The 18,965-nt window shown below is 50.8% G+C and carries 18 protein-coding genes and 1 tRNA gene; 7 read left to right on the top strand and 12 right to left on the bottom strand.

Annotation, left to right across the window (positions count from 1 at the left end):
- Window positions 1–45 precede the first annotated feature (45 nt).
- Window positions 46–561 (bottom strand): PTS glucose transporter subunit IIA, encoded by a 516-nt coding sequence (locus tag J3348_RS04820; RefSeq protein WP_005944949.1) that lies wholly within the window; start codon window positions 559–561, stop codon window positions 46–48.
- A gap of 163 nt (window positions 562–724) precedes the next feature.
- Window positions 725–1,747 carry an aminotransferase class I/II-fold pyridoxal phosphate-dependent enzyme gene (locus J3348_RS04815; protein WP_207698448.1) on the bottom strand — a complete coding sequence of 341 codons (1,023 nt, stop codon included), beginning with the start codon at window positions 1,745–1,747 and terminating at the stop codon, window positions 725–727.
- A 171-nt stretch (window positions 1,748–1,918) separates the two neighbouring features.
- Between J3348_RS04815 and J3348_RS04810 the strand changes: the two genes are divergently transcribed.
- From J3348_RS04810 to J3348_RS04795, 4 genes are all read left to right on the top strand, one after another.
- Window positions 1,919–2,992, top strand: a complete 1,074-nt coding sequence (locus J3348_RS04810; RefSeq protein WP_097775006.1) for an ATP-binding protein — start codon at window positions 1,919–1,921, stop codon at window positions 2,990–2,992.
- Complete coding sequence (locus J3348_RS04805; protein WP_044954127.1) at window positions 2,982–3,716, top strand: response regulator transcription factor; 735 nt, start codon at window positions 2,982–2,984, stop codon at window positions 3,714–3,716. The genes J3348_RS04810 and J3348_RS04805 overlap by 11 nt, the downstream gene beginning before the upstream one ends.
- Window positions 3,713–5,035, top strand: a complete 1,323-nt coding sequence (locus J3348_RS04800; RefSeq protein WP_207698447.1) for an SLC13 family permease — start codon at window positions 3,713–3,715, stop codon at window positions 5,033–5,035. Before J3348_RS04805 ends, J3348_RS04800 begins: the two co-directional genes overlap by 4 nt.
- Window positions 5,036–5,256: 221 nt before the next feature.
- Window positions 5,257–5,343 (top strand) — tRNA-Leu (locus J3348_RS04795).
- A gap of 57 nt (window positions 5,344–5,400) precedes the next feature.
- Here the strand turns inward: J3348_RS04795 and J3348_RS04790 are convergent.
- The 4 genes from J3348_RS04790 to J3348_RS04775 form a co-directional block, all read right to left on the bottom strand.
- On the bottom strand, window positions 5,401–7,110 hold the full coding sequence (locus J3348_RS04790) for a recombinase family protein (RefSeq protein ID WP_242702878.1): 1,710 nt from the start codon (window positions 7,108–7,110) through the stop codon (window positions 5,401–5,403).
- A 98-nt stretch (window positions 7,111–7,208) separates the two neighbouring features.
- Complete coding sequence (locus J3348_RS04785) at window positions 7,209–7,388, bottom strand: hypothetical protein (protein WP_005927535.1); 180 nt, start codon at window positions 7,386–7,388, stop codon at window positions 7,209–7,211.
- 386 nt (window positions 7,389–7,774) lie between these two features.
- Window positions 7,775–8,017, bottom strand: a complete 243-nt coding sequence (locus J3348_RS04780) for a helix-turn-helix domain-containing protein (protein ID WP_020990051.1) — start codon at window positions 8,015–8,017, stop codon at window positions 7,775–7,777.
- The gene (locus tag J3348_RS04775) at window positions 8,010–8,558 is read right to left on the bottom strand and encodes a sigma-70 family RNA polymerase sigma factor (protein ID WP_207698445.1); all 549 of its coding nucleotides are present in this window, start codon (window positions 8,556–8,558) and stop codon (window positions 8,010–8,012) included. Before J3348_RS04775 ends, J3348_RS04780 begins: the two co-directional genes overlap by 8 nt.
- Before the next feature lie 373 nt (window positions 8,559–8,931).
- On the opposite strand from J3348_RS04775, the gene J3348_RS04770 reads away from it, so the two are divergent.
- Window positions 8,932–9,261, top strand: a complete 330-nt coding sequence (locus J3348_RS04770; protein ID WP_020990050.1) for a helix-turn-helix transcriptional regulator — start codon at window positions 8,932–8,934, stop codon at window positions 9,259–9,261.
- A gap of 112 nt (window positions 9,262–9,373) precedes the next feature.
- Here J3348_RS04770 and J3348_RS04765 read toward each other — a convergent pair whose 3' ends face one another.
- The 6 genes from J3348_RS04765 to J3348_RS04740 form a co-directional block, all read right to left on the bottom strand.
- Window positions 9,374–11,122, bottom strand: coding sequence for an ABC transporter ATP-binding protein (locus J3348_RS04765; protein ID WP_207698444.1), 1,749 nt, complete (start codon window positions 11,120–11,122; stop codon window positions 9,374–9,376).
- On the bottom strand, window positions 11,123–12,907 hold the full coding sequence (locus J3348_RS04760; RefSeq protein ID WP_207698443.1) for an ABC transporter ATP-binding protein: 1,785 nt from the start codon (window positions 12,905–12,907) through the stop codon (window positions 11,123–11,125). It abuts the gene before it with no gap.
- Between the two features lie 15 nt (window positions 12,908–12,922).
- On the bottom strand, window positions 12,923–14,389 hold the full coding sequence (locus J3348_RS04755) for an energy-coupling factor ABC transporter ATP-binding protein (protein ID WP_347565363.1): 1,467 nt from the start codon (window positions 14,387–14,389) through the stop codon (window positions 12,923–12,925).
- 2 nt (window positions 14,390–14,391) lie between these two features.
- Window positions 14,392–15,165 (bottom strand): energy-coupling factor transporter transmembrane component T, encoded by a 774-nt coding sequence (locus tag J3348_RS04750; protein WP_207698441.1) that lies wholly within the window; start codon window positions 15,163–15,165, stop codon window positions 14,392–14,394.
- Window positions 15,166–15,279: 114 nt separating this feature from the next.
- On the bottom strand, window positions 15,280–15,882 hold the full coding sequence (locus J3348_RS04745; protein ID WP_207698440.1) for an MptD family putative ECF transporter S component: 603 nt from the start codon (window positions 15,880–15,882) through the stop codon (window positions 15,280–15,282).
- Window positions 15,883–16,021: 139 nt separating this feature from the next.
- Complete coding sequence (locus tag J3348_RS04740) at window positions 16,022–17,002, bottom strand: AraC family transcriptional regulator (protein WP_207698439.1); 981 nt, start codon at window positions 17,000–17,002, stop codon at window positions 16,022–16,024.
- A 242-nt stretch (window positions 17,003–17,244) separates the two neighbouring features.
- Here J3348_RS04740 and mobC point away from each other — a divergent pair, with 242 nt between their 5' ends.
- Window positions 17,245–17,574, top strand: coding sequence for a plasmid mobilization relaxosome protein MobC (mobC, locus tag J3348_RS04735; protein ID WP_005938456.1), 330 nt, complete (start codon window positions 17,245–17,247; stop codon window positions 17,572–17,574).
- The gene (locus J3348_RS04730) at window positions 17,535–18,863 is read left to right on the top strand and encodes a relaxase/mobilization nuclease domain-containing protein (protein WP_207698438.1); all 1,329 of its coding nucleotides are present in this window, start codon (window positions 17,535–17,537) and stop codon (window positions 18,861–18,863) included. The genes mobC and J3348_RS04730 overlap by 40 nt, the downstream gene beginning before the upstream one ends.
- Window positions 18,864–18,965: the final 102 nt, after the last annotated feature.

The raw sequence follows: 18,965 nt of genomic DNA, 5'->3' as shown, positions 1-18,965 counted from the left end.
AGGCGTGGGCCTCCGAATGGAAGCTCACGCCTTTTACGATTACGATCAGAACTTGAACAGCGGAGTGCCGGCCAGCACATCGCCCTCGGCCAGCATCTTCAGCTCGCCCATGTCATCGCCGTTGGTCACGATGATGGCGGTAGCGGTGGGATGGCCTGCGGCGCGGATGGCGTCCAGATCCACCTTCAGCAGCGGGGTGCCGGCCTTGACCTTATCGCCCACCTTGACCAGTGCCTTGAAGCCCTTGCCCTGCATCTCCACGGTGTCCATGCCAACATGGATCAGGATCTCGATGCCGTCCTCGCTGGTCAGGCCCACGGCGTGCAGGGTGGAAGCCACCTGTTCCACGGTGCCGTCAAACGGAGCATACACGGTCTTGCCGGTGGGCTCGATGCCGCAGCCGGGGCCAAGGATGCCCTGTGCAAAGGTCTCGTCGGGGATGTCGGCCTGTGCCAGCACCTTGCCGCGGATGGGGGTCAGAACGGTCTTGCTCTGACCGAAGAATTTGACAGTCTCTTCCTGCTCGGTCTTGCCGCCGAACAGCTTATCAAAAAAGCCCATGTTAAAATACCTTCTTTCCGATTATTTCATAGAGCCAGCCGGCCGAAACGCTGTCCTGCAAGGCCCACCGGCTCCAACCCATTGGTCTACCCAAAAGATACCACATTGTGAAAGAAATTGCAATTGGTATCCCGCATAAAACAGCCAAAAATCTTTGGCGGCATCACATCAGGTCAATCAGCTGCTCGATCTCCTCCATGCGGGTGGCCCAGCTGGTGGCAATGCGCATCACGGTGTGGGTGTCGTCGTACTTCTCCCAGAAGCCGAACTTCGCCTTGCCTTCCAGCGCTTCCAGCTGGCTGTTTTCCAGAATGGGGAACACCTGATTGGTGGGCGACTCCATATAGAAGCGGTAGCCCTTGGCAGCAAGGCCCTCCTTCAGACGGTCGGCGGTCTCGATGGCGTTCCGGCTGATGCGGGTGTACAGATCATCGGTGAACAGCACATCGAACTGCAGGCCCATCAGACGGCCCTTGGCAAGCAGCGCGCCCTGTTGCTTGACCATAGTCATAAAGTGGGCCGGTGCGCCGTGGGGGAACACCACGGCCTCGCCGCACAGCGCGCCCACCTTGGTGCCGCCGATGTAGAACACATCGGTCAGGCGGGCGATATCCTGCAGGGTAACATCGGTACCCTTGGCCATCAGACCGTAGCCCAGGCGTGCGCCGTCCATGAACAGGGGCATGTGGTACTCCTGACACACAGCGTGCAGCTCTTCCAGCTCAGCCTTGGTGTACAGGGTGCCGTACTCGGACGGGTGAGAGATATATACCATGCCGGGAAACACCATGTGGTCGTGGTTGGCATCGGCATAGAAGGTGGCGCACCAGTCGCGCACATCCGCGGCGCTCACCTTGCCCTCGTGGGCGGGCAGGGCAATGACCTTGTGGCCGGTATACTCAATGGCCCCGGCTTCGTGTGCAGCCACATGGCCGGTGGCAGCAGCCATCACGCCCTGCCAGCGCTGCAGCATGGACGCAATGACGATGGCGTTGGTCTGGGTGCCGCCGGAGATGAAGGTCACGTCTGCATCCGGACAGCCGCAGGCAGCGCAGATCTTTGCTTTGGCGCTGGCGCAGTAGGGGTCGGTGCCATAGCCGGGCACCTTTTCAAAGTTGGTCTCGGCCAGCTTTTGCAGGATGGCAGGGTGTGCACCCTCACAGTAGTCGTTCTCGAAATACAGCATATCGTTACTCCTGATCCAGTGAGATAAAGTGTTGATAGGGCTATTCTACTACGGGGGAGAGGGAGTGTCAAATCACGTCCCTCTTTACGGCAAAGGATTTTTACTGTATCTTTAGTTTTTCTATGGTATAATGCGGGAAACGGAATATATTATTTGGGAAGGGGAATGTGCATGAAAAAACAGACGCTTGTGCGGGATGCCACCGTAATGCTGCTGGCTCTGTTCGCCGCCTATGCCATGGTGATGCTTACACAGGCCGTTATGGGCCGCATTGAGGGCGTAGCAATGCTTATCTTTATGCTGGCGGTATTCGTCACCTCTATGTATACAGAAGGTTATGCGTGGGGTGTGGCGGCTTCGCTCATCAGCGTGCTGGCTGTGAACTTTGCCTTCCTCTCACCGTATTTCGCCTTCAACTTTACCCTGTCGGAAAACCTGTTCTCCGGCCTTGTGATGCTGGTGGTGTCCATCATGACCAGCACCCTCACCACCCGCATCAAAAAGCAGGAACAGCTGCGTATGGAGAGTGAAAAGGAAAAAATGCGTGCAAACCTTCTGCGCGCGGTTTCTCACGATCTGCGCACCCCGCTCACCTCCATCTACGGTGCCTGCTCCACTGTGATTGAAAATTATGACTCGCTGGATAAGGAAAAGACCATTAAACTGCTTGGCGAAGCCTGCAGTGATGCCCAGTGGCTGACCCGCATGGTGGAGAATCTGCTTTCCGTCACCCGCATCGACAGCGAGAAGGTGACGGTGCAAAAGACCCCCACTGTGCTGGACGAACTGCTGGATACGGTGCTGGTCAAGTTCCGCAAGCGCTACCCGGAGATCCCGGTGGAGCTGGAAACGCCGGATGCCTTTATCGTGATCCCCATGGATTCCATGCTCATCCAGCAGGTGCTGATGAACCTGCTGGAAAATGCCGCTCTGCACGCCGAGGGCATGACAAAACTGACCTTGAAGGTGTTCACGGTGGGCAATCGTGCGGTGTTCGAGGTGACGGACGATGGCTGCGGCATCCCCAGAGAACGGCTGAAAACGCTGTTCTCCGGCACCGACCCGGATGTACCGGCAGACAGCCGCAAGCACGGCATGGGCATCGGCCTTTCGGTGTGTGCGGCCATCATCAAGGCGCACGGCGGCGAGATCAAGGCCGAGAGCCGTCTGGGTGAGGGAACGACCATCCGCTTCTGGCTGGAGACCGAAGAAATTGAAATGGAGGATGCAGAAGATGAGCAATAACAAATTCAAGGTCCTGATCGTAGAGGATGAGGCAAATATCTGCAGCTTTATCGAAACGCTGCTCACCACCAACGATTATCAGGCTCTGGTGGCTCATACCTGTACCATGGGCCTGACCCTGTTCGCCTCCCACAACCCGGATCTGGTCATTCTGGATCTGGGCCTGCCGGACCGGGACGGGCTGGAATTCATCCGCACCGTGCGGCAGAAGTATATGACCCCCATCGTGGTGCTCTCGGCCCGCACCGACGAGATGGATAAGATCGAAGCGCTGGATCTGGGTGCCAATGATTACATCACCAAGCCCTTCAGCACCGGCGAACTGCTGGCCCGCGTGCGCGCTGCCCTGCGGCTGAACCGCTACAGTGCCATGCACGGCGGCAATGCCCCGGCGGGTGAGTTCCGCGCACAGGGAATGCGCATCAATTATGACCGCCGTAAGGTGTTCGTGGACGAGCAGGAGATCAAGCTGACCCAGACCGAATACAACATCGTGGCATTCCTTTCCCAGCACGCGGGCCGCGTGATGACCTATGCGGCCATCGTCAAGGCCATCTGGGGCGATACCGACATCGGCAGCACCAAAAAGCTGCAGGTGAACATGGCCAATATCCGCAAAAAGCTGGGCAGCCGTCCGGGCAGCAATGCCTATATCCTCAATGAGCTGGGCGTGGGCTACCGCATGATCGACGAGGATGCCCGCAGCGGGGAGATCAACGAATGATACTTGCACTGATCCTGTTTGCTGTTACCTATGTATTGATGCTGCGGCTGCAGCAGTACCGCCCGTGGGTGGCATTGTGCAGTGCGGTGCTCTTTATTGTGCTGGGCGAGGCAGGGGTCTACGAGTTTTCACTCCGCGCCGCGCTGCAGGCCGTGGATTATAATGTGCTGCTCATGATGGCGGGCACCATGGGTACGGTGGCACTGTTCATCGAGAGCAAAATGCCTGCCCGCCTGGCGGAAATGCTTATCGTCCGTGTGCCGGATGTCAAGTGGGCGGTGTGTATGCTGGCGCTGTTCGCCGGTGTCATCAGTGCTTTTGTGGACAATGTGGCCACGGTGCTCATGGTGGCACCGGTGGGCCTTGCCATTGCCCGCAAGCTGAAGATCTCGCCGGTGCCGGTGCTCATTGCCATTGCGGTGTCCTCCAACCTGCAGGGCGCGGCCACGCTGGTGGGCGACACCACCAGCATCCTGCTGGGCAGCTTTGCCGACATGAATTTCTTCGATTTCTTCTGGATGCGGGGCCGTCCGGGCATCTTCTGGGGCGTAGAGCTGGGCGCACTTGCTTCGCTGGCAGTGCTGCTGTGGCTGTTCCGCCGCGAGACCCAGCCTATCGCCGCAAAGGTGGAGACTGAGGTGGAGGACGATGTGCCCACTGCCCTGATGCTGCTCACGGTGGGGCTGCTCATTGCGGCATCCTTCCTGCCGGAGCCTGCAGCCGGGCCGCTGCACACGGTGTACGAGCTGCGCAGCGGCCTTGTGTGCATGGGGCTGTGCCTGTTTGGCGTGGCGCGCGCCTGCCTGCGGGCAGGGTCAGCAAAGCCGCTGGCGCATGTGCTGGGCGAGCTGGACTGCGACACCCTGCTGCTGTTGTTTGGCTTGTTCATCGTGATCGCGGGCATCCACGCGGCGGGTGTTATCGACGCAGCAGCCCGGCTGTTCCATGCCGTGGCAGGGGAAAGCCCTTTCCGGCTGTTTACGATGCTGGTGGTGGTGTCGGTGGTGCTTTCGGCCTTCATCGATAACATCCCTTACGTGGCCGCCATGCTGCCGGTGGTGCAAAGCATCGCCGCCCTGATGAACGATGGCGTGGGCGTGGAACCCTATGTGTTTTACTTCGGCCTGCTCACCGGTGCAACGTTGGGCGGCAACCTGACCCCCATCGGTGCTTCGGCCAATATCGCGGCCATTGGCATTCTGCGCAAAAACGGCGAGACCGTCACCACCCGCGACTTCCTGCGCATCGGCGTGCCCTTTACGCTGGCTGCCGTGCTGGCAGGCTATGCGTACCTGTGGCTGGTGTGGGGCAAAGTCTGATCTTCTGGCCTCCGGAACGGCTGCCTGCTGAAGAAAAAAAAACAAAGAAACTCCGACCCTCTGCACCGCCGGAAAATCGGCCTGCAGAGGGCTTTTTTCGCGAAAGTATGACGTTTTGTAGTGGGGAAAAAGTTTTTTTGGAAAAATGCTTGACAATTCTGCCATATCTGGTATAATAACTATCGTTCCGAGCAACACAGCTCGCGAACAAAACAGAATATGCGGATATGGCGGAATTGGCAGACGCGTTAGATTCAGGTTCTAATCGGGGCAACTCGGTGGAGGTTCAAGTCCTCTTATCCGCACCATGACGAATGTTCTTACAGCATTTAGCTGTCAAAGAACATTCGTCATTTTTTTATTTGCTAAATAGCGACATCACAGGGGGCGTAGTTCACAACTACGCCTTTTCTTGTATTTACCGACACATCGGGTGTCGGTAAAGGAAGTGCGCTTGGAATCTCGATGGTGCCCACACAGTTGTAGTGAATGCGGAGCCGCTGCTCCCATACACCGTTGACCTTTTCTGCATTGAACACTTCGATTTTTTCCACCAGTTCATTCAGCATCCGGGGTGTCAGCTTTTTTGCTCTGGTGTACTTGCGAACTAGACTGATAAACATATCCGTTGTCATAGTTCGGCTGCTCTGCTTTTCGATTTCGGAGCGGAGCTGTTTGATTTTCTCGGTCAGCTCCTTTTGCTCGTCCTCATATCTCCGGGACATTCTGGAAAAGCGTTCGTCAGAGATTCTGCCGGAAACATTGTCCTCATAGATGCGCTCAAAGAGGCCGTCCAGTTCTTCATCACGGGCAAGGAGTGCTTTCAACTCTTTTTCTTTCAGCTTGCGGTCGGTTTCATCCGCCTGCTGGGAGTGCCCGATAACAGCCTTCAAAAAGTCGTCCTCATAGAGGCTGGCAAACTTGGTCAGCCGCCGAATCTCGCCCAGCACCACTTCTTCCAGAAAGTCTACCCTGATGTAGTGGGTGGATTGGCAGGTGCCACGGTTGCCCTTGTAGTTGGAGCAGTTGAAATACTTGATTTCCGGGTTGCCCTGATTGAAGTGGAAGTGCAGATTGCAGCCGCAGTCTGCGCAGACAAGTAGGCCGGAGAACATATTGTGTTCTCCGTTGTTGGTACGGCGTTTGCGCATTTTTCCGCGTTTCTGCTGTATCTGCTCAAACACGGCACGTTCAATAATGGGTTCGTGAACATCTTGGAACACCACCCAATTTTCCGGGTCGTTATGAATCCGCTTCTTGTTCTTGTAAGACTTGGAGTAGGTTTTGAAGTTCAGAACATCACCACAATACTCCTGCTGATACAGAAGATGGGTAATCGTGGAACCATTCCACTTGGTGGCGGGGCGCATCTTGGTCTTTCCGGGACGGCCGATGCCTTTCTGAATCCAGTAGGCCTGCGGCGTCAGGATGCCTTCCTTTTCAAACTGGGTGGCAATCTGTTCCGTGCCAAAGCCCTCCAACGTCATATCAAAAATGCGCCGGACAACTTGTGCAGCTTCTTCATCAATGACCCAATGCTTGGGATTGTTCGGGTCCTTGATATATCCATAGGGAGGAAGTCCCATCGGTTCGCCGGAGTTGCCTTTGATTTTATTACTGATACGGCGTTTCTTGCTGATGTCGCGGGCATACCACTCATTGAACAGGTTTCGGATGGGTGCCAGTTCGTTTTCTCCCTCGGCCGTGTCGATGTTGTCCGAAACGGCAACAAGTCGGATGTCATGGTCTGGGAAAAATTCTTCTGTCAGCCGTCCGACCTCAATATAGTTTCGACCCAAACGGGAAAGGTCTTTGACGAACACAGCGGAGGCTTTCCCTTGTTCGAGCTGCTGCATCATTTCAACGAAACCGGGACGGTTCATGGTCACGCCGGAAATGCCATCATCCAGAAAGTGAACCAGATTGGTATAGCCTTTTTCCTTTGCAACTTTGGTGAGCAGTTTCTTTTGGTTGCCGATGCTGTAACTCTCGCCCTCCAAATTATCATCACGGGAAAGACGCTCATAGAGAAAAGCGGTTGCTTCACGGGATTTCTTGTTACTCGACTGTTTCATACTCGCTCCTTTCTTGGGACAGTCGAATAGCAAATTCACTTGTACACCTATATTATAACACAATCCGCTTTCTCTGTCCGCTGCCTCCCGAAAGGTCATTATAATTTTTCGCTTTCGGATTTCATCAGCCGGAGAAGAACTTCTCCTAAGGTCTGGGAACTTTCTTCTTTGAACACCGGCTCAACGATAAAGGAGCGATTGCCAATACGATAAGTTGAATCCAGAGTAAGCATCTCTGGATTTTTTGTTTTTTCAGGGTTTGTCTTTTTCGCTTGCATCGTAAAAATCCCCTTTCTTAAAAATCAAAAAATGAGCCAACGGATGGCTGCTGGCAGCAGCCCACGGGAATCTCACCCCTGCATTCCTCATGCAGCCCTACTCATTGCCTGCGACGCTCTGAACGCTCGGACTTTGACGGTAAGGGAGTATCAGCCTGTCTGTATGTCATGGCCCGCAAGCAGCCGTACTTGCATTGCGGCGTGGTGGTGATCGCTCCACTTTTCAAAGAAAAGCATCGTGGCGCACCCGCCGTCCGGCTCGATACAGACAGCAACGTATCCGTTTGCCCTATGATGCACCGCCATTATCCTGCGGGCTTTCTTTGTCAAAGAACTAGAAAAGGCATCGTATGGAAAGGGGAACAGCACACGATGCCTACGTTGAATCAGGTCAAGTCAAAATCAAGGATAGCAATTATCAGTTTTGCTTCCAGACGATTGCGCAGTTCTTCATCAACTTGCAGACGAGGATAGCCGTCAGAGCCATAGCTCGTCCGAGTTGACAGTGCAGCAATGTAGCTAGAATAATGCCGGACTACCCGGCTCACTGCTTCGGCGTCTCCTGCAACAGCGGCAGCGATTATCGGGTAAGGAAGCAGCGATGCCCGTGTGTGCGCAGATTTAGTCATCCGCTTCACCTCCCATCAGCTTTTTCAGCAGCCGATAGGCTTTATACCTGCGAGTATTGACCGTTCTTCTGGCCATGCCCATGCACTTTGCTATCTGTTCGTCTGTCATCCATAGAAACCAGTGCATCATAAAAATTTCCCGGTCTTTTGGTGACAGCCGTAGAAGTGCCGTGGCCAATCGGTCGTTCTCGATTAGCACAACAGCATTTCCCACGGGAAAAGCCGTATACTCCCATGAGTAACGATCGTAAACTGCAAGCTGGGCCACATCTGTCCCGGACAGTTCTTCCAAAGATGCAAAACGTTTTTGATGACGGCTGATCTGCCGATAGCCGTTACATGCCTCGCATTTCAACACCTTTTTGCAGTAGCTGTCAAAGGCGTGCTGCTTGTGTTCGTAGTAGCGGTTTGGTTTCAAGTTTTCACCTCCCCTCGTGCTGGGAGGCAGCTCTTTTCTTCCCCTTTCGCTCACTACTCGTTCACCAACGGGTTCATTTGGCTGATTTTTAAGATTGGTATGAAAATTTTTCCTGCCGTTCATAGAATTGTTCCTTTCGTTCTGTTCGGGTTTATAGGCCGGAGCAAAACGAGGCGGAGAACGGCATCCGATACCCAATCGTAGGTTGTCAAAATGCGGGGCTTTATCGGATGTGAATTGAAGTGTACAAAAAGCGAGCCACAACTCACTTCTATGAGTATGACTCGCCCCTACGTTATTTGAATATTTTTTTAATTGGCGTTAGGGCTTTTCGAGTGGACGATAAGCCCCATTTTATTTTGAACTCCTTTATTTTGATACTCTTATCCATATAGCTCTTTGCTTCAAATTATGAGCTATAACTCACACAATGTGAGTTGTATGGTTATTTATATGAGCGATAGCACACCCTACAATGAGGTAGAGGTGATGTATAGTGAACAATCCTCTTGACTTGTTTGCATGGAAAGTGCGGTCAGAACGCAAGCGGCAGCATTTGACACAGAGAAAATTGGCTGAACGGCTCAATATGAACGCCCGTACAATCATAGATTTGGAAACCTGCCAGAGTAACCCCAAATTTGAAACGGTGGCTCTTGTCGCCAAAGAGTTAAATATCAGCGTGGATGCTGCCATTTTTCCAGACATGGTAAATCAGACGGTTTCAAAAACAGTTGTAGACTTCTTTGCCGGGAAAAGTGAGGCGGAAATTGAAAAATATATTGCGCTTTGCAAACAGGCGGAAGCATTTCAAAAAGACGAATAACGCGGCCGGGTTCGATGTGCCCGGCCGCATTATTTTTTACCTATTTGTTTCTATGCGGACGGATTATGATATACGCACAATGGAACCTCCGCATCGCATACGCTGAATTTTGTTAAGCAAGGCTCCATCCAGCCGCATTCTTTCGGATGTTGACAAACTCCTGATAAATGCCGGGCTGCTTCAAAAGTTCTTCGTGCGTGCCCTGCTGTGCAATCTGGCCGTTGTCAATGACCAAAATCTGATCGGCATTCTGGATGGTATTCAGACGGTGGGCGATTACGAGAAGTGTCTTGCCCTTTACCAGTTCCGAGATGGCCTCCTGAATATAGCTTTCGTTATCAGTATCTACGCTTGCGGTAGCTTCATCCAAAATGATGATAGGGGCATCTTTCAAGATGCAGCGTGCAATCGAGATGCGCTGCTTTTCACCGCCGGAGAGTGTAGCACCGCCTTCACCAACTACGGTCTGGAATCCATCAGGTAACGCCATGATGAAATCATAGCAGCGGGCCTTCTTAGCAGCTGCATAGACTTCTTCCTCTGTGGCGTCCGGTTTGCCTATGCTGATATTGTTGTAAATGGTATCTTGGAATAAGTACACTCGCTGGAATACCATGCTGATCTGCTCCATCAGCTCTGCCAAAGGCACGTTCCGAATGTCCATACCTCTTATTATTATGCTGCCAGATTTTACATCCCAAAGCCGAGCCAGCAAATTGGCAATAGTAGACTTTCCGCTGCCAGAAGGTCCGACTAAAGCAGTCATAGAATCTTTCTTCATGGCAAAGCTGATATGATGCAGAACTTCTTTGTCCTGATAAGCAAATACAACATCGTTAAACTGAACTTCTGGCTGTCCCGGATGTGCCTGTGCAGGAAGATGCTGCTTGCCCGTGTCGGGAAGTTCAGGCTCATTCAGGACTGCTTCAATGCGGTCAAGAGCTGCATTCATAACGGTAAGGCGAGATGCTTCCCCATAAAGAGCTTTCAGCGGTCCAAAGAGGTCAAACACAAACAGCAGAACACCAAGCACATAGGCCAGAGGAAGTGCGCCGCGCTGTTCCAATACAATCGACAAGCCGAAAATCGCCGCAATACCAATGCCGTAAAGGATATTCAGACTCATTGTCCATGGTGTCATTTTCTGCTCAAAAGCAAGGGAGGTGTTTCTGGAACGCTGGAAATTGTCAGTCAATTCTTCTGATTTTTCGCCCAGCAGGTTGTAGCTCTTGATGACGCCAATGCCCTCCACAAAGGATAGCACCGCATCGGTCAGCCGTTCGCTCTGCTCCTGCCGCTCTGCGGCTTCCCGCAGGGAAACCTTGTTCATTCCTTTTGACACCAGCCATGCCAGAACCGTGACGGCGGCAGCAATCAAACCAAGCTGTACGTTCAAATAAAACATGAATACCAGCAGAATCAAGGAGGACAGCAGATAGCCCATCATGTTGCCCAGCGTACTCATAGCGACTTCTTCAATGAATACCATATCCGTGCTAAGAACAGAGCTGATTTTGCCAATGTTGCCGGAAGTAAAATAGCCCATCGGAAGTTTCCGCAGATGGCTACCCAGTTCCATGCGTTTATCCGCAAACATCAAATATCCTGCGGCACTTTGCAGGCTGTCGCTGAGGTAATGAACAAGCATTTGCACCAACACTGCTGCGGCAAGTCCAAGGCCGATATAAAGGCAAGTCTGGCTGGTCAGTGTGTCAGCTGCAAAGCGGCTTAAAACTACAAAGGCAAGAACGATTGGCATTTTTGACAAAATGGATTCCAAAAACGCACAAACGAATGCACCTTGAATACGGCCTTTATAACGGCCGGAGAGTTTCAAAATTCTTGAAAACATCGCAAACATTTAGGCTCCCTCCTTTGCAGTGTGTACTTTCCATTCGGCACTGTCCTGTGCGGCTTTCCACAATTTCTGATATTCAGGGCAGGAGCGAATCAACTCCTGATGCTTACCCGCTGCTACCAATTTTCCGTGGTCGATGACACAAATTTGATCGGCATTCATAATGGCGGGCAGTTTGTGAGCAATCACCACGAGGGTCTTGCCTTTTACAAGTTCTGCAATGGCTGCTTCCATCTTTTCTTCATTTTCGGGGTCAGCATAGGCTGTTGCTTCATCAAGAACTACAATGGGGGCATCCTTTAAGATTGCTCGCGCCAGAGAAATACGTTGACGCTGACCGCCGGAGAGCATTTTTCCGGCATCGCCTGCCATGGAGTGAATGCCCTGCGGAAGTTTTTCAATGAACTCCATGCACTGAGCTTTCTTTGCGGCCTCTATTACTTCTTCATCCGTTGCAGTCAACCGACCGAGCCGGATGTTTTCCAGCAGAGAAGTATTAAACAAATACTGATCCTGCGCCACATAGGAGATACGACTGTTCAATGCTTCAAGGCTCATATCGCAAAGTTTCTGTCCGCCGATGGAAATGCTGCCCTTTTGCGGGTCATAATAGTGAATCAGCAGTTTTGCCAAGGTACTCTTGCCGGAGCCAGATTCACCGACAAGAGCAGTTTTTTGTCCAGCCTTTGCCGTAAAGGAAATATCATGGAGAACTTCATCCTCAACCACCGCGGGCTTTCCATCCGGGCCGGGCTGTGTTGTCTGGTAAGCGAAAGAAACATGGTCGTAAGTAATGGTGTCATCTATTCCATGGAATCTATCATTCGTCTGCTGAAGTTCCGGCGCATCCAACACCTGCTCCAATGCGGAGATTTTATAGTTGAGCTGGGGCATGGTTGGCAGAAAGCCAAGAGATTTCAGCAGCGGCATACCGATACTCAAAGAAAGACACAGCACCAAAATCAAATTGGGCAGAGCCGACCAGCCGCAGAGGACAAACCATGCACCCACAGGCAGGGTTAGGATGATAGTACAAGGAAGCAGGCTGCTGTAAATCGCCATCCACGGCCATGCCGCCCTATACCATGCCAGTGTATAGTTCCGATAATCTGATATATCTTTGCGGAACCGTTCGTAAGAATCTGCGTCTTTATTGAAAACCTTGACGACTTCCATACCGTTGATGTACTCAATAATGGTATTGTTCATCTTTTGCCCGGCCATATAGTAAGGTCCCATTTTCTTCATACCAACGGAATACATCGTCATCATGGCAACTAAGCTAAGCGGAATGGATGCCAAAGATAACAGTGCCAGCTTCCAGTCTACAAAGAACATTGCCACATAAACTGCAATGGGAACCATCAGGTTGGCGATGCCCTCCGGCATAGAGTGTGCCAGCAGAACTTCCAGACTGTCTACATCGTCCACGAACAGCTTTTTCACGGTGCCAGTGCCTTTGTCCTGAATAACACCCAGCGGCAGTTTTTCAAACCGTTTTTGCAGAGCCGTCCGCAGGCGGAGCAGCGTGTCATAAGCTGCTTTATGAGAGAGATTCAGGCCCCAGCCATAGAAAAGAGCTTGCAGCACCAGACATACCAAGACCAGTATGACATGCTGGATGATAAAGGAAGCAGTGATTGCCTCCCCCACGACCAGCGGTGCAATTACCTGATATGCCAGCACAAAGGGAAAAACACCCAGCAGAACACTGACCAGCACGATGGCTGTTGCAGCATAGAGGCCTTTTTTATGAGGTCCGGCATATTCAAATACTTTTTGGAACATAAGTCCAACCTCCTATCATGTGAAATATTTTTCAGAAAAAGATTTCAAAACCGTTGGCGATAACTGCTGATTTTGAATTGTTCCATCATCATCCAGCTGCACAACCTCTGTGCAGGTACGGACAATAAATTCAAAATCATGAGAAACCACGAACACGATTACCCCGGAATCGGAAAGTTGTTCAATCAGCTTGCTGACACGCACCATAGAATCATAATCCAAGCCGCTGGTGGGCTCGTCGAAGTAGATTACGGGGCTGTCCTTTACGATTGCCACTCCAATGGTAACCCGTTGTTTTTGACCGCCTGAAAGCGACGCTGGGTGTCTTTCCCGATAGTCCGACAGTTCCAATGCGTTCAATACTGCATCTATTTTTTCTTTGCAATCTTCCTGCATTCCAAGGGAAAGTTCTTCTTCCACGCTGCTGGCAAAGAGTTGATAGTCTGTATCCTGCATAACAAGATAGGAAAGTGACCGCCGCTGCCGGGGTGTGAGCTTTTTTCCATCAAGACGAACTTCTCCATGCCGCTGTTTCAACAGGCCAGTCAGAATAGACAGGAGCGTTGTTTTTCCGGCACCATTATGGCCTAAAATGCCTATCACGTCCCCCGAATGAGCTTCAAAGCTGACATTCTGGAATACTTCTGGACCTTTCTTGTAGGCAAAGCCTAAATCGTGGACTTCTAGTAAGTGCGTTGTATTTTGAGAATGCGGCTTTTCCTGATAATGCTCTGCATCACGTTCCGGGTATGCGGTTCGCAGACCATAAGAAATTCGTGTTTCTTCGGGCAAAGAGCAAAACTGTTCCCTTGTAAACTCATGCTCAATTTTTCCATTCTGTATCAGAAAAGCTCTGTCAATCAAATCTCGCAGATAGTAAAAGCGGTGTTCTACTACAAAAATGGTATAGCCGGCACTCTTGAGCTTTTCCATGATTTCAGCAAGCCGTTTGGTGGCGGCATAGTCCAGATTGGCCGATGGTTCATCAAAGATGTAGACCTTTGGGGCAAGCGCATAAACAGAGCCAATCGCAATCTGCTGTTTTTCTCCGCTGGATAACGCAAAAATACTTCGATTCAGGTATTCGACCAACTCAAATTCTTTGGCTGCTCGTGCAATTCGGTCAATGGTTTCCTCACGGGCCAGTCCGAGATTTTCACAGCCGAACGCCAATTCTCGTGTGGTATCGGTCATAAAAAACTGTGAGCGTGGGTCTTGAAAGACAGTTCCTACCTGTCCGGCCAGTTCGGAGGGCTTCATTTCCAAAAGCGAATGTCCATCCATAAGCAGATCACCTTTAATTTCACCGGGGTAAAAATGTGGAATAAGTCCATTGAGGGAACGAATCAACGTTGTCTTGCCGCAGCCACTTCGCCCGGTCAGAAGAATAAACTCGCCGGTCCGTACAGTCATGTCAATGCCGCGGAGGGTAAAATCTTTGCTTTCTTCATAACGAAAGCTGAAATTCTGGAATGAGATCATCGTCATACCCTCCATAAAATGATTTTGCCGATTTGGGTCTGGTCAATAAAAAGCAGTCCGACCAAAAAGAGGATACCAAGCAGTGATACCACAATTTCCGGCCATGCAAAACGAATCGGGCGCAGTGCATACCGCTTACATTCCAATTCCAGACCACGCGTTGTGCCGGAGGCCGCCAGTTCATCGGTAACTTTCAAGCAGCGCATCAGCAACGGTATCAAAATGTACTCTATGGTTGCTAATGGGTGACATACCCGCTTCCACACTGTATCGCTGATACCGCGAATATCCATTGTGCTTCGGATTTGCCGATATTCAATCCGTAGGGTAGGAATATAACGGAACATGACCACAAGCGGAATCGTAACTGCCTGCGGCAGCCGCATTCTTTGGAGGGCTACCATCAAGTCATCCATATAAGTGGTCCGCAATATCCAGAGCCCCATCATTACAATGGGAATCAGTTTCAGAACGGTCACGCCAAATACGCTCATAATCACGCTCAAAACTGGAATTTGCACATAGCGGAGCAAGGCATTAAGATAAGCCACAACGATATAAGTTATTATCATTTTTGCGGCCCATTTTCCGCCATTACCTAAGGCAATGAACAGCCCATAAACCAGCATGAGCGCAAGGCTGACCACTTCTCCGGCCAGAAAATAACTGACAAAACCGATACAGACTAAGAGAAGAATTTTGCAGCGCGGGTCCAGAAGCGCAGTTCCATGAAGGGGCTGTCGCTCAATAATTTGTTTGATTTGTGTTTCATCCATTCTGATGCCTCCTTATCAACAGCAGAGCGCGGGACTACTTCCAGCCCCGCGCTCTGAAATCAGGCAGCCCGTTTGCCTGCGTTTGTATGATGGATTTTCAGGGGGCTGTTCTTGTTATTTTACAGAAACGAGTCCAGCCTTGATGAAATGCTTTTTCAATGCTTTCTGGCCGATAAATCCGCCAATCAGGCCGCCCACCAGTCCAGCAGCAACAATGACTACCAGCATGGGAACAGAAGTGATATTGAGCATTCCCTGAATGTACTCCGGGGCAATATTGTTTTTCTCCATTGCGCCAACAAACGCACTTTGAAGAAGTTTGATGGGGCAGATAGCACTAAAAGCAAAAATAGCACTGAACAGCGCATAGGCCGCCATCATGGACTTCATTGTGATTTCATTTCGGCCCATGATCAGAAAATCGCAGATGACACCGCCAATTACCAAGCCGATGGGAAGGAACCAGAAAGCACCTACCAGCAGGAACAGGATAGCCTGAATTGCGGCACAAATGGTAAACACGCCTTTCTTCGGAACTTTGGCCAGCAGAAGCATCATAACGATGCCATTCGGAATAGCCATAACGGACGGATAAAACACGTTGGTCACTGGGCCAGCCACGCTCATAATAGTGCTGATAATCATACAGATAATCCACATGAGCGCTGTCAGGATGCCAATGAGAATAAAGTCTTTCGCATTCAACTTTTGTTTCATTTTTATGCCTCCTCGCTTTTATCGGAAAATAAAAAATGCGATGTGGTTATTTGAAGCTAACCACATCGCAAATTGTACCAATTTAGATTATCAAATCCAACCCAAAATCTACCCGTTTTGACCCAAAAACAGTCAGAAGCTACTTTTTATGGATATCAAATCGGCTTTCACGGTAGTTCTTTGGTGCCACACCATATCGCTTTTTGAAAGCGGCGGCAAGATTGCTGGGCTTTCCGTAGCCAACGATTGCTGCAATCTCGCTTACATTTCGGTCCCCCTCCAATAGCAGCTGTGCTGCCTGTGTCAAACGCTGTTCAATTATGTATTGATGAATAGGCATACCATAAAATGATGAAAAACCGCGTGTCAATTTTGTTGTGCTTAAATGCACCAGATGGGAAAGTTCTTCACAGGATGGGGCAAACGCAAGCTGACTGTCTATAATCCGTTTAGCTTCCATAATGGCAGTCCGTTCCGTTCTGGACATGGAAACATTTTTCCCCCTTAGAATATCCAATTCAAGGACTTCGCCTAAATAAATAGACAATAGCTCCAGAAGTTTTCCGTCAAGATATAAGTAACCCAATCCTCCACGGTATTGTGTAAATTGACTTGTTTCCGCTAGAATTTGTTCCATGATGGGGGTCACAGGAACTTTTGAAATGCCATCAAGAAGTTTCTTTTCGTAAGCCGTTGCTTCCTGCCCATCAAAATAATCTGTGAGCAGCTGCGAGAAATAGGCAATCGGAATTTTTATACTCTTAAATGAAAAATTGCTATCCTTTTTATAGCAGGCATATTCGGTTCCACCATGTCCCGCATAGATGCAGGATTCATTTTTTTGAATCGTAATGGAACGCTTTTCATCCATGATGCCCCAAGAGATTCCATCATTCAGGCAGAAGATAATCTGCATATAATCTTTACTGACGGTTCCTTGTACATTCATATCCGACTGGTAACACATTTGCCAATCCGAAAAGATGATACCGTGCTTGATTTGGGTCTGAGCAATTCGTCCTTTCCCCATATCAGACGGAATATCCATTGAAATCGTTTGGGGCGAATTGGCTATCAGGTCGTTGTATAGCTTACCAAGATAGTGACTTCCATGCGTCATAGGATGAGGTTCACCTCCCATTTTGGTTAGTCTGTGCTAATTATGATACTTTATTTTTGCATCACAGTCAAGATGTAGCCAAAAGACAGGGTTTGAATTGTAGTATTAGTAGAGGGGACGGTTTAGGGGAGAACTTACAGAGCAAGCATAGGAAGTGTGTACCCACTTCCGTATTTTGCCCTGCAAAACAGCTTGTTGGGAAGTGTCCCAAACCCTCAAAACAGAAAGGAGAGTAAAAACGTATGGAGGGCAGAAAGCGAACCGTGCAGGTCAAATTTTATGTGACGGAAGAAGAACGGAGGTTGATTCGAGAAAAAATGAAATTGATACCAACCCGGAATATGGCCGCCTATCTGCGTAAGATGGCGATAGACGGATATGTTGTCCACATCGACACCACCGACATCCGGGCGCAGACCGCCGAACTGCAGAAGATTGGCGTCAACGTCAATCAGATCGCACGGCGGCTGAACAGCATGGGGCCGCTGTACACACAAGATGTTGCGGACATCAAAGGAGCGCTGGCACAGATATGGCAGTTACAAAGATACATCCTATCAAGTCAACGCTGAAAAAGGCACTGGACTACATCGAGAATCCAGCCAAGACGGATGAAAAAATGCTGGTGTCCTCCTTTGCCTGCTCCTATGAAACCGCCGACATCGAATTTGAACTGCTGCTATCACAAGCCATGCAGAAAGGCAACAATCTGGCCCACCACCTGATACAGTCTTTTGCGCCGGACGAAACCACGCCGGAGCAGGCCCACGAGATTGGCCGGCAGCTTGCAGATGAAGTCCTGCAAGGCAAATACCCGTATGTGCTGACCACGCACATTGACAAGGGGCACGTCCATAACCATGTCATCTTTTGTGCCGTGGACATGGTGAACCAACGAAAGTATGTTTCCAACCGACAGAGTTATGCCTACATCCGGCGCACCAGCGACCGGCTGTGCAAGGAACATGGTCTGTCTGTGGTGATGCCCGGTCAAGACCGGGGCAAAAGCTATGCCGAGTGGGATGCACACCGCAAGGGCACGAGCTGGAAGGCGAAGCTGAAAACCGCCATAGATGCAGCCATCCCGCATGCCAAGGATTTTGACGATTTTCTGTGGCTCCTGCAGGAGCAGGGCTATGAAGTCAAGCGGGGCAAGTATATTTCGTTCCGTGCGCCCGGACAGGGGCGGTTCACTCGCTGCAAAACGCTGGGCGAAGCCTACACCGAAGAAGCTATCACCGAGCGCATCAAAGGGCGGTTCGTGGAGCGGAAGCCCAAAGAAACCCGTAGAATTTCGCTGCGGATTGATTTGGAGAACAGCATCAAGGCCCAGCAGTCCGCAGGGTATGAGAAGTGGGCAAAACTCCACAATCTGAAACAGGCGGCCCGGACGCTGAACTTCCTGACCGAGCATGAAATCGAAAGCTACCCGGATTTGGAAAGCCGGGTGGCCGAGATCACCGCCGCCAGCACCGAAGCTGCCGCCGCGCTGAAAGCGGCCGAATGCAGACTTGCAGAAATGGCCATGCTGATAAAGGATGTTACTACCTGTAAGGAGCTGCGCCCACTGGTGCAGGAATATCAGCGGGCTGCTGACAAAAAGCCGTTCCGGCGCAAACATGAAGGCACCCTGATTCTCTATGAGGCCGCAGCTAAGGCCCTGAAAGAACAGGGCTTTCAAAAGCTGCCCGACCTCTACACCCTGAAAGCCGAGTATAAGCAACTGGCCGAGCAGAAAGACCAGCTGCAGCGGCAGTACAATGATGCCAAACGCCAGACGCAGGAGTATGGCATCATCAAGCAGAACGTGGACAGCATCCTGCGGACAACACCGGGAAAGGAGCAGATGCAGGAACGGTAAATTTGCACAAAAGATTAGCCAGATTTTTGAACTACAAACGCTTAGACCGGGTGGCGTTTCCACCCGAAATCATGTAAAATAGACTTAGACAACGAAAGCGAG

This window comes from Faecalibacterium sp. Marseille-Q4896, assembly GCF_017377615.1.
Lineage (GTDB): Bacteria > Bacillota > Clostridia > Oscillospirales > Ruminococcaceae > Faecalibacterium > Faecalibacterium taiwanense.
This window is presented reverse-complemented; position numbering and strand designations above follow the sequence as displayed.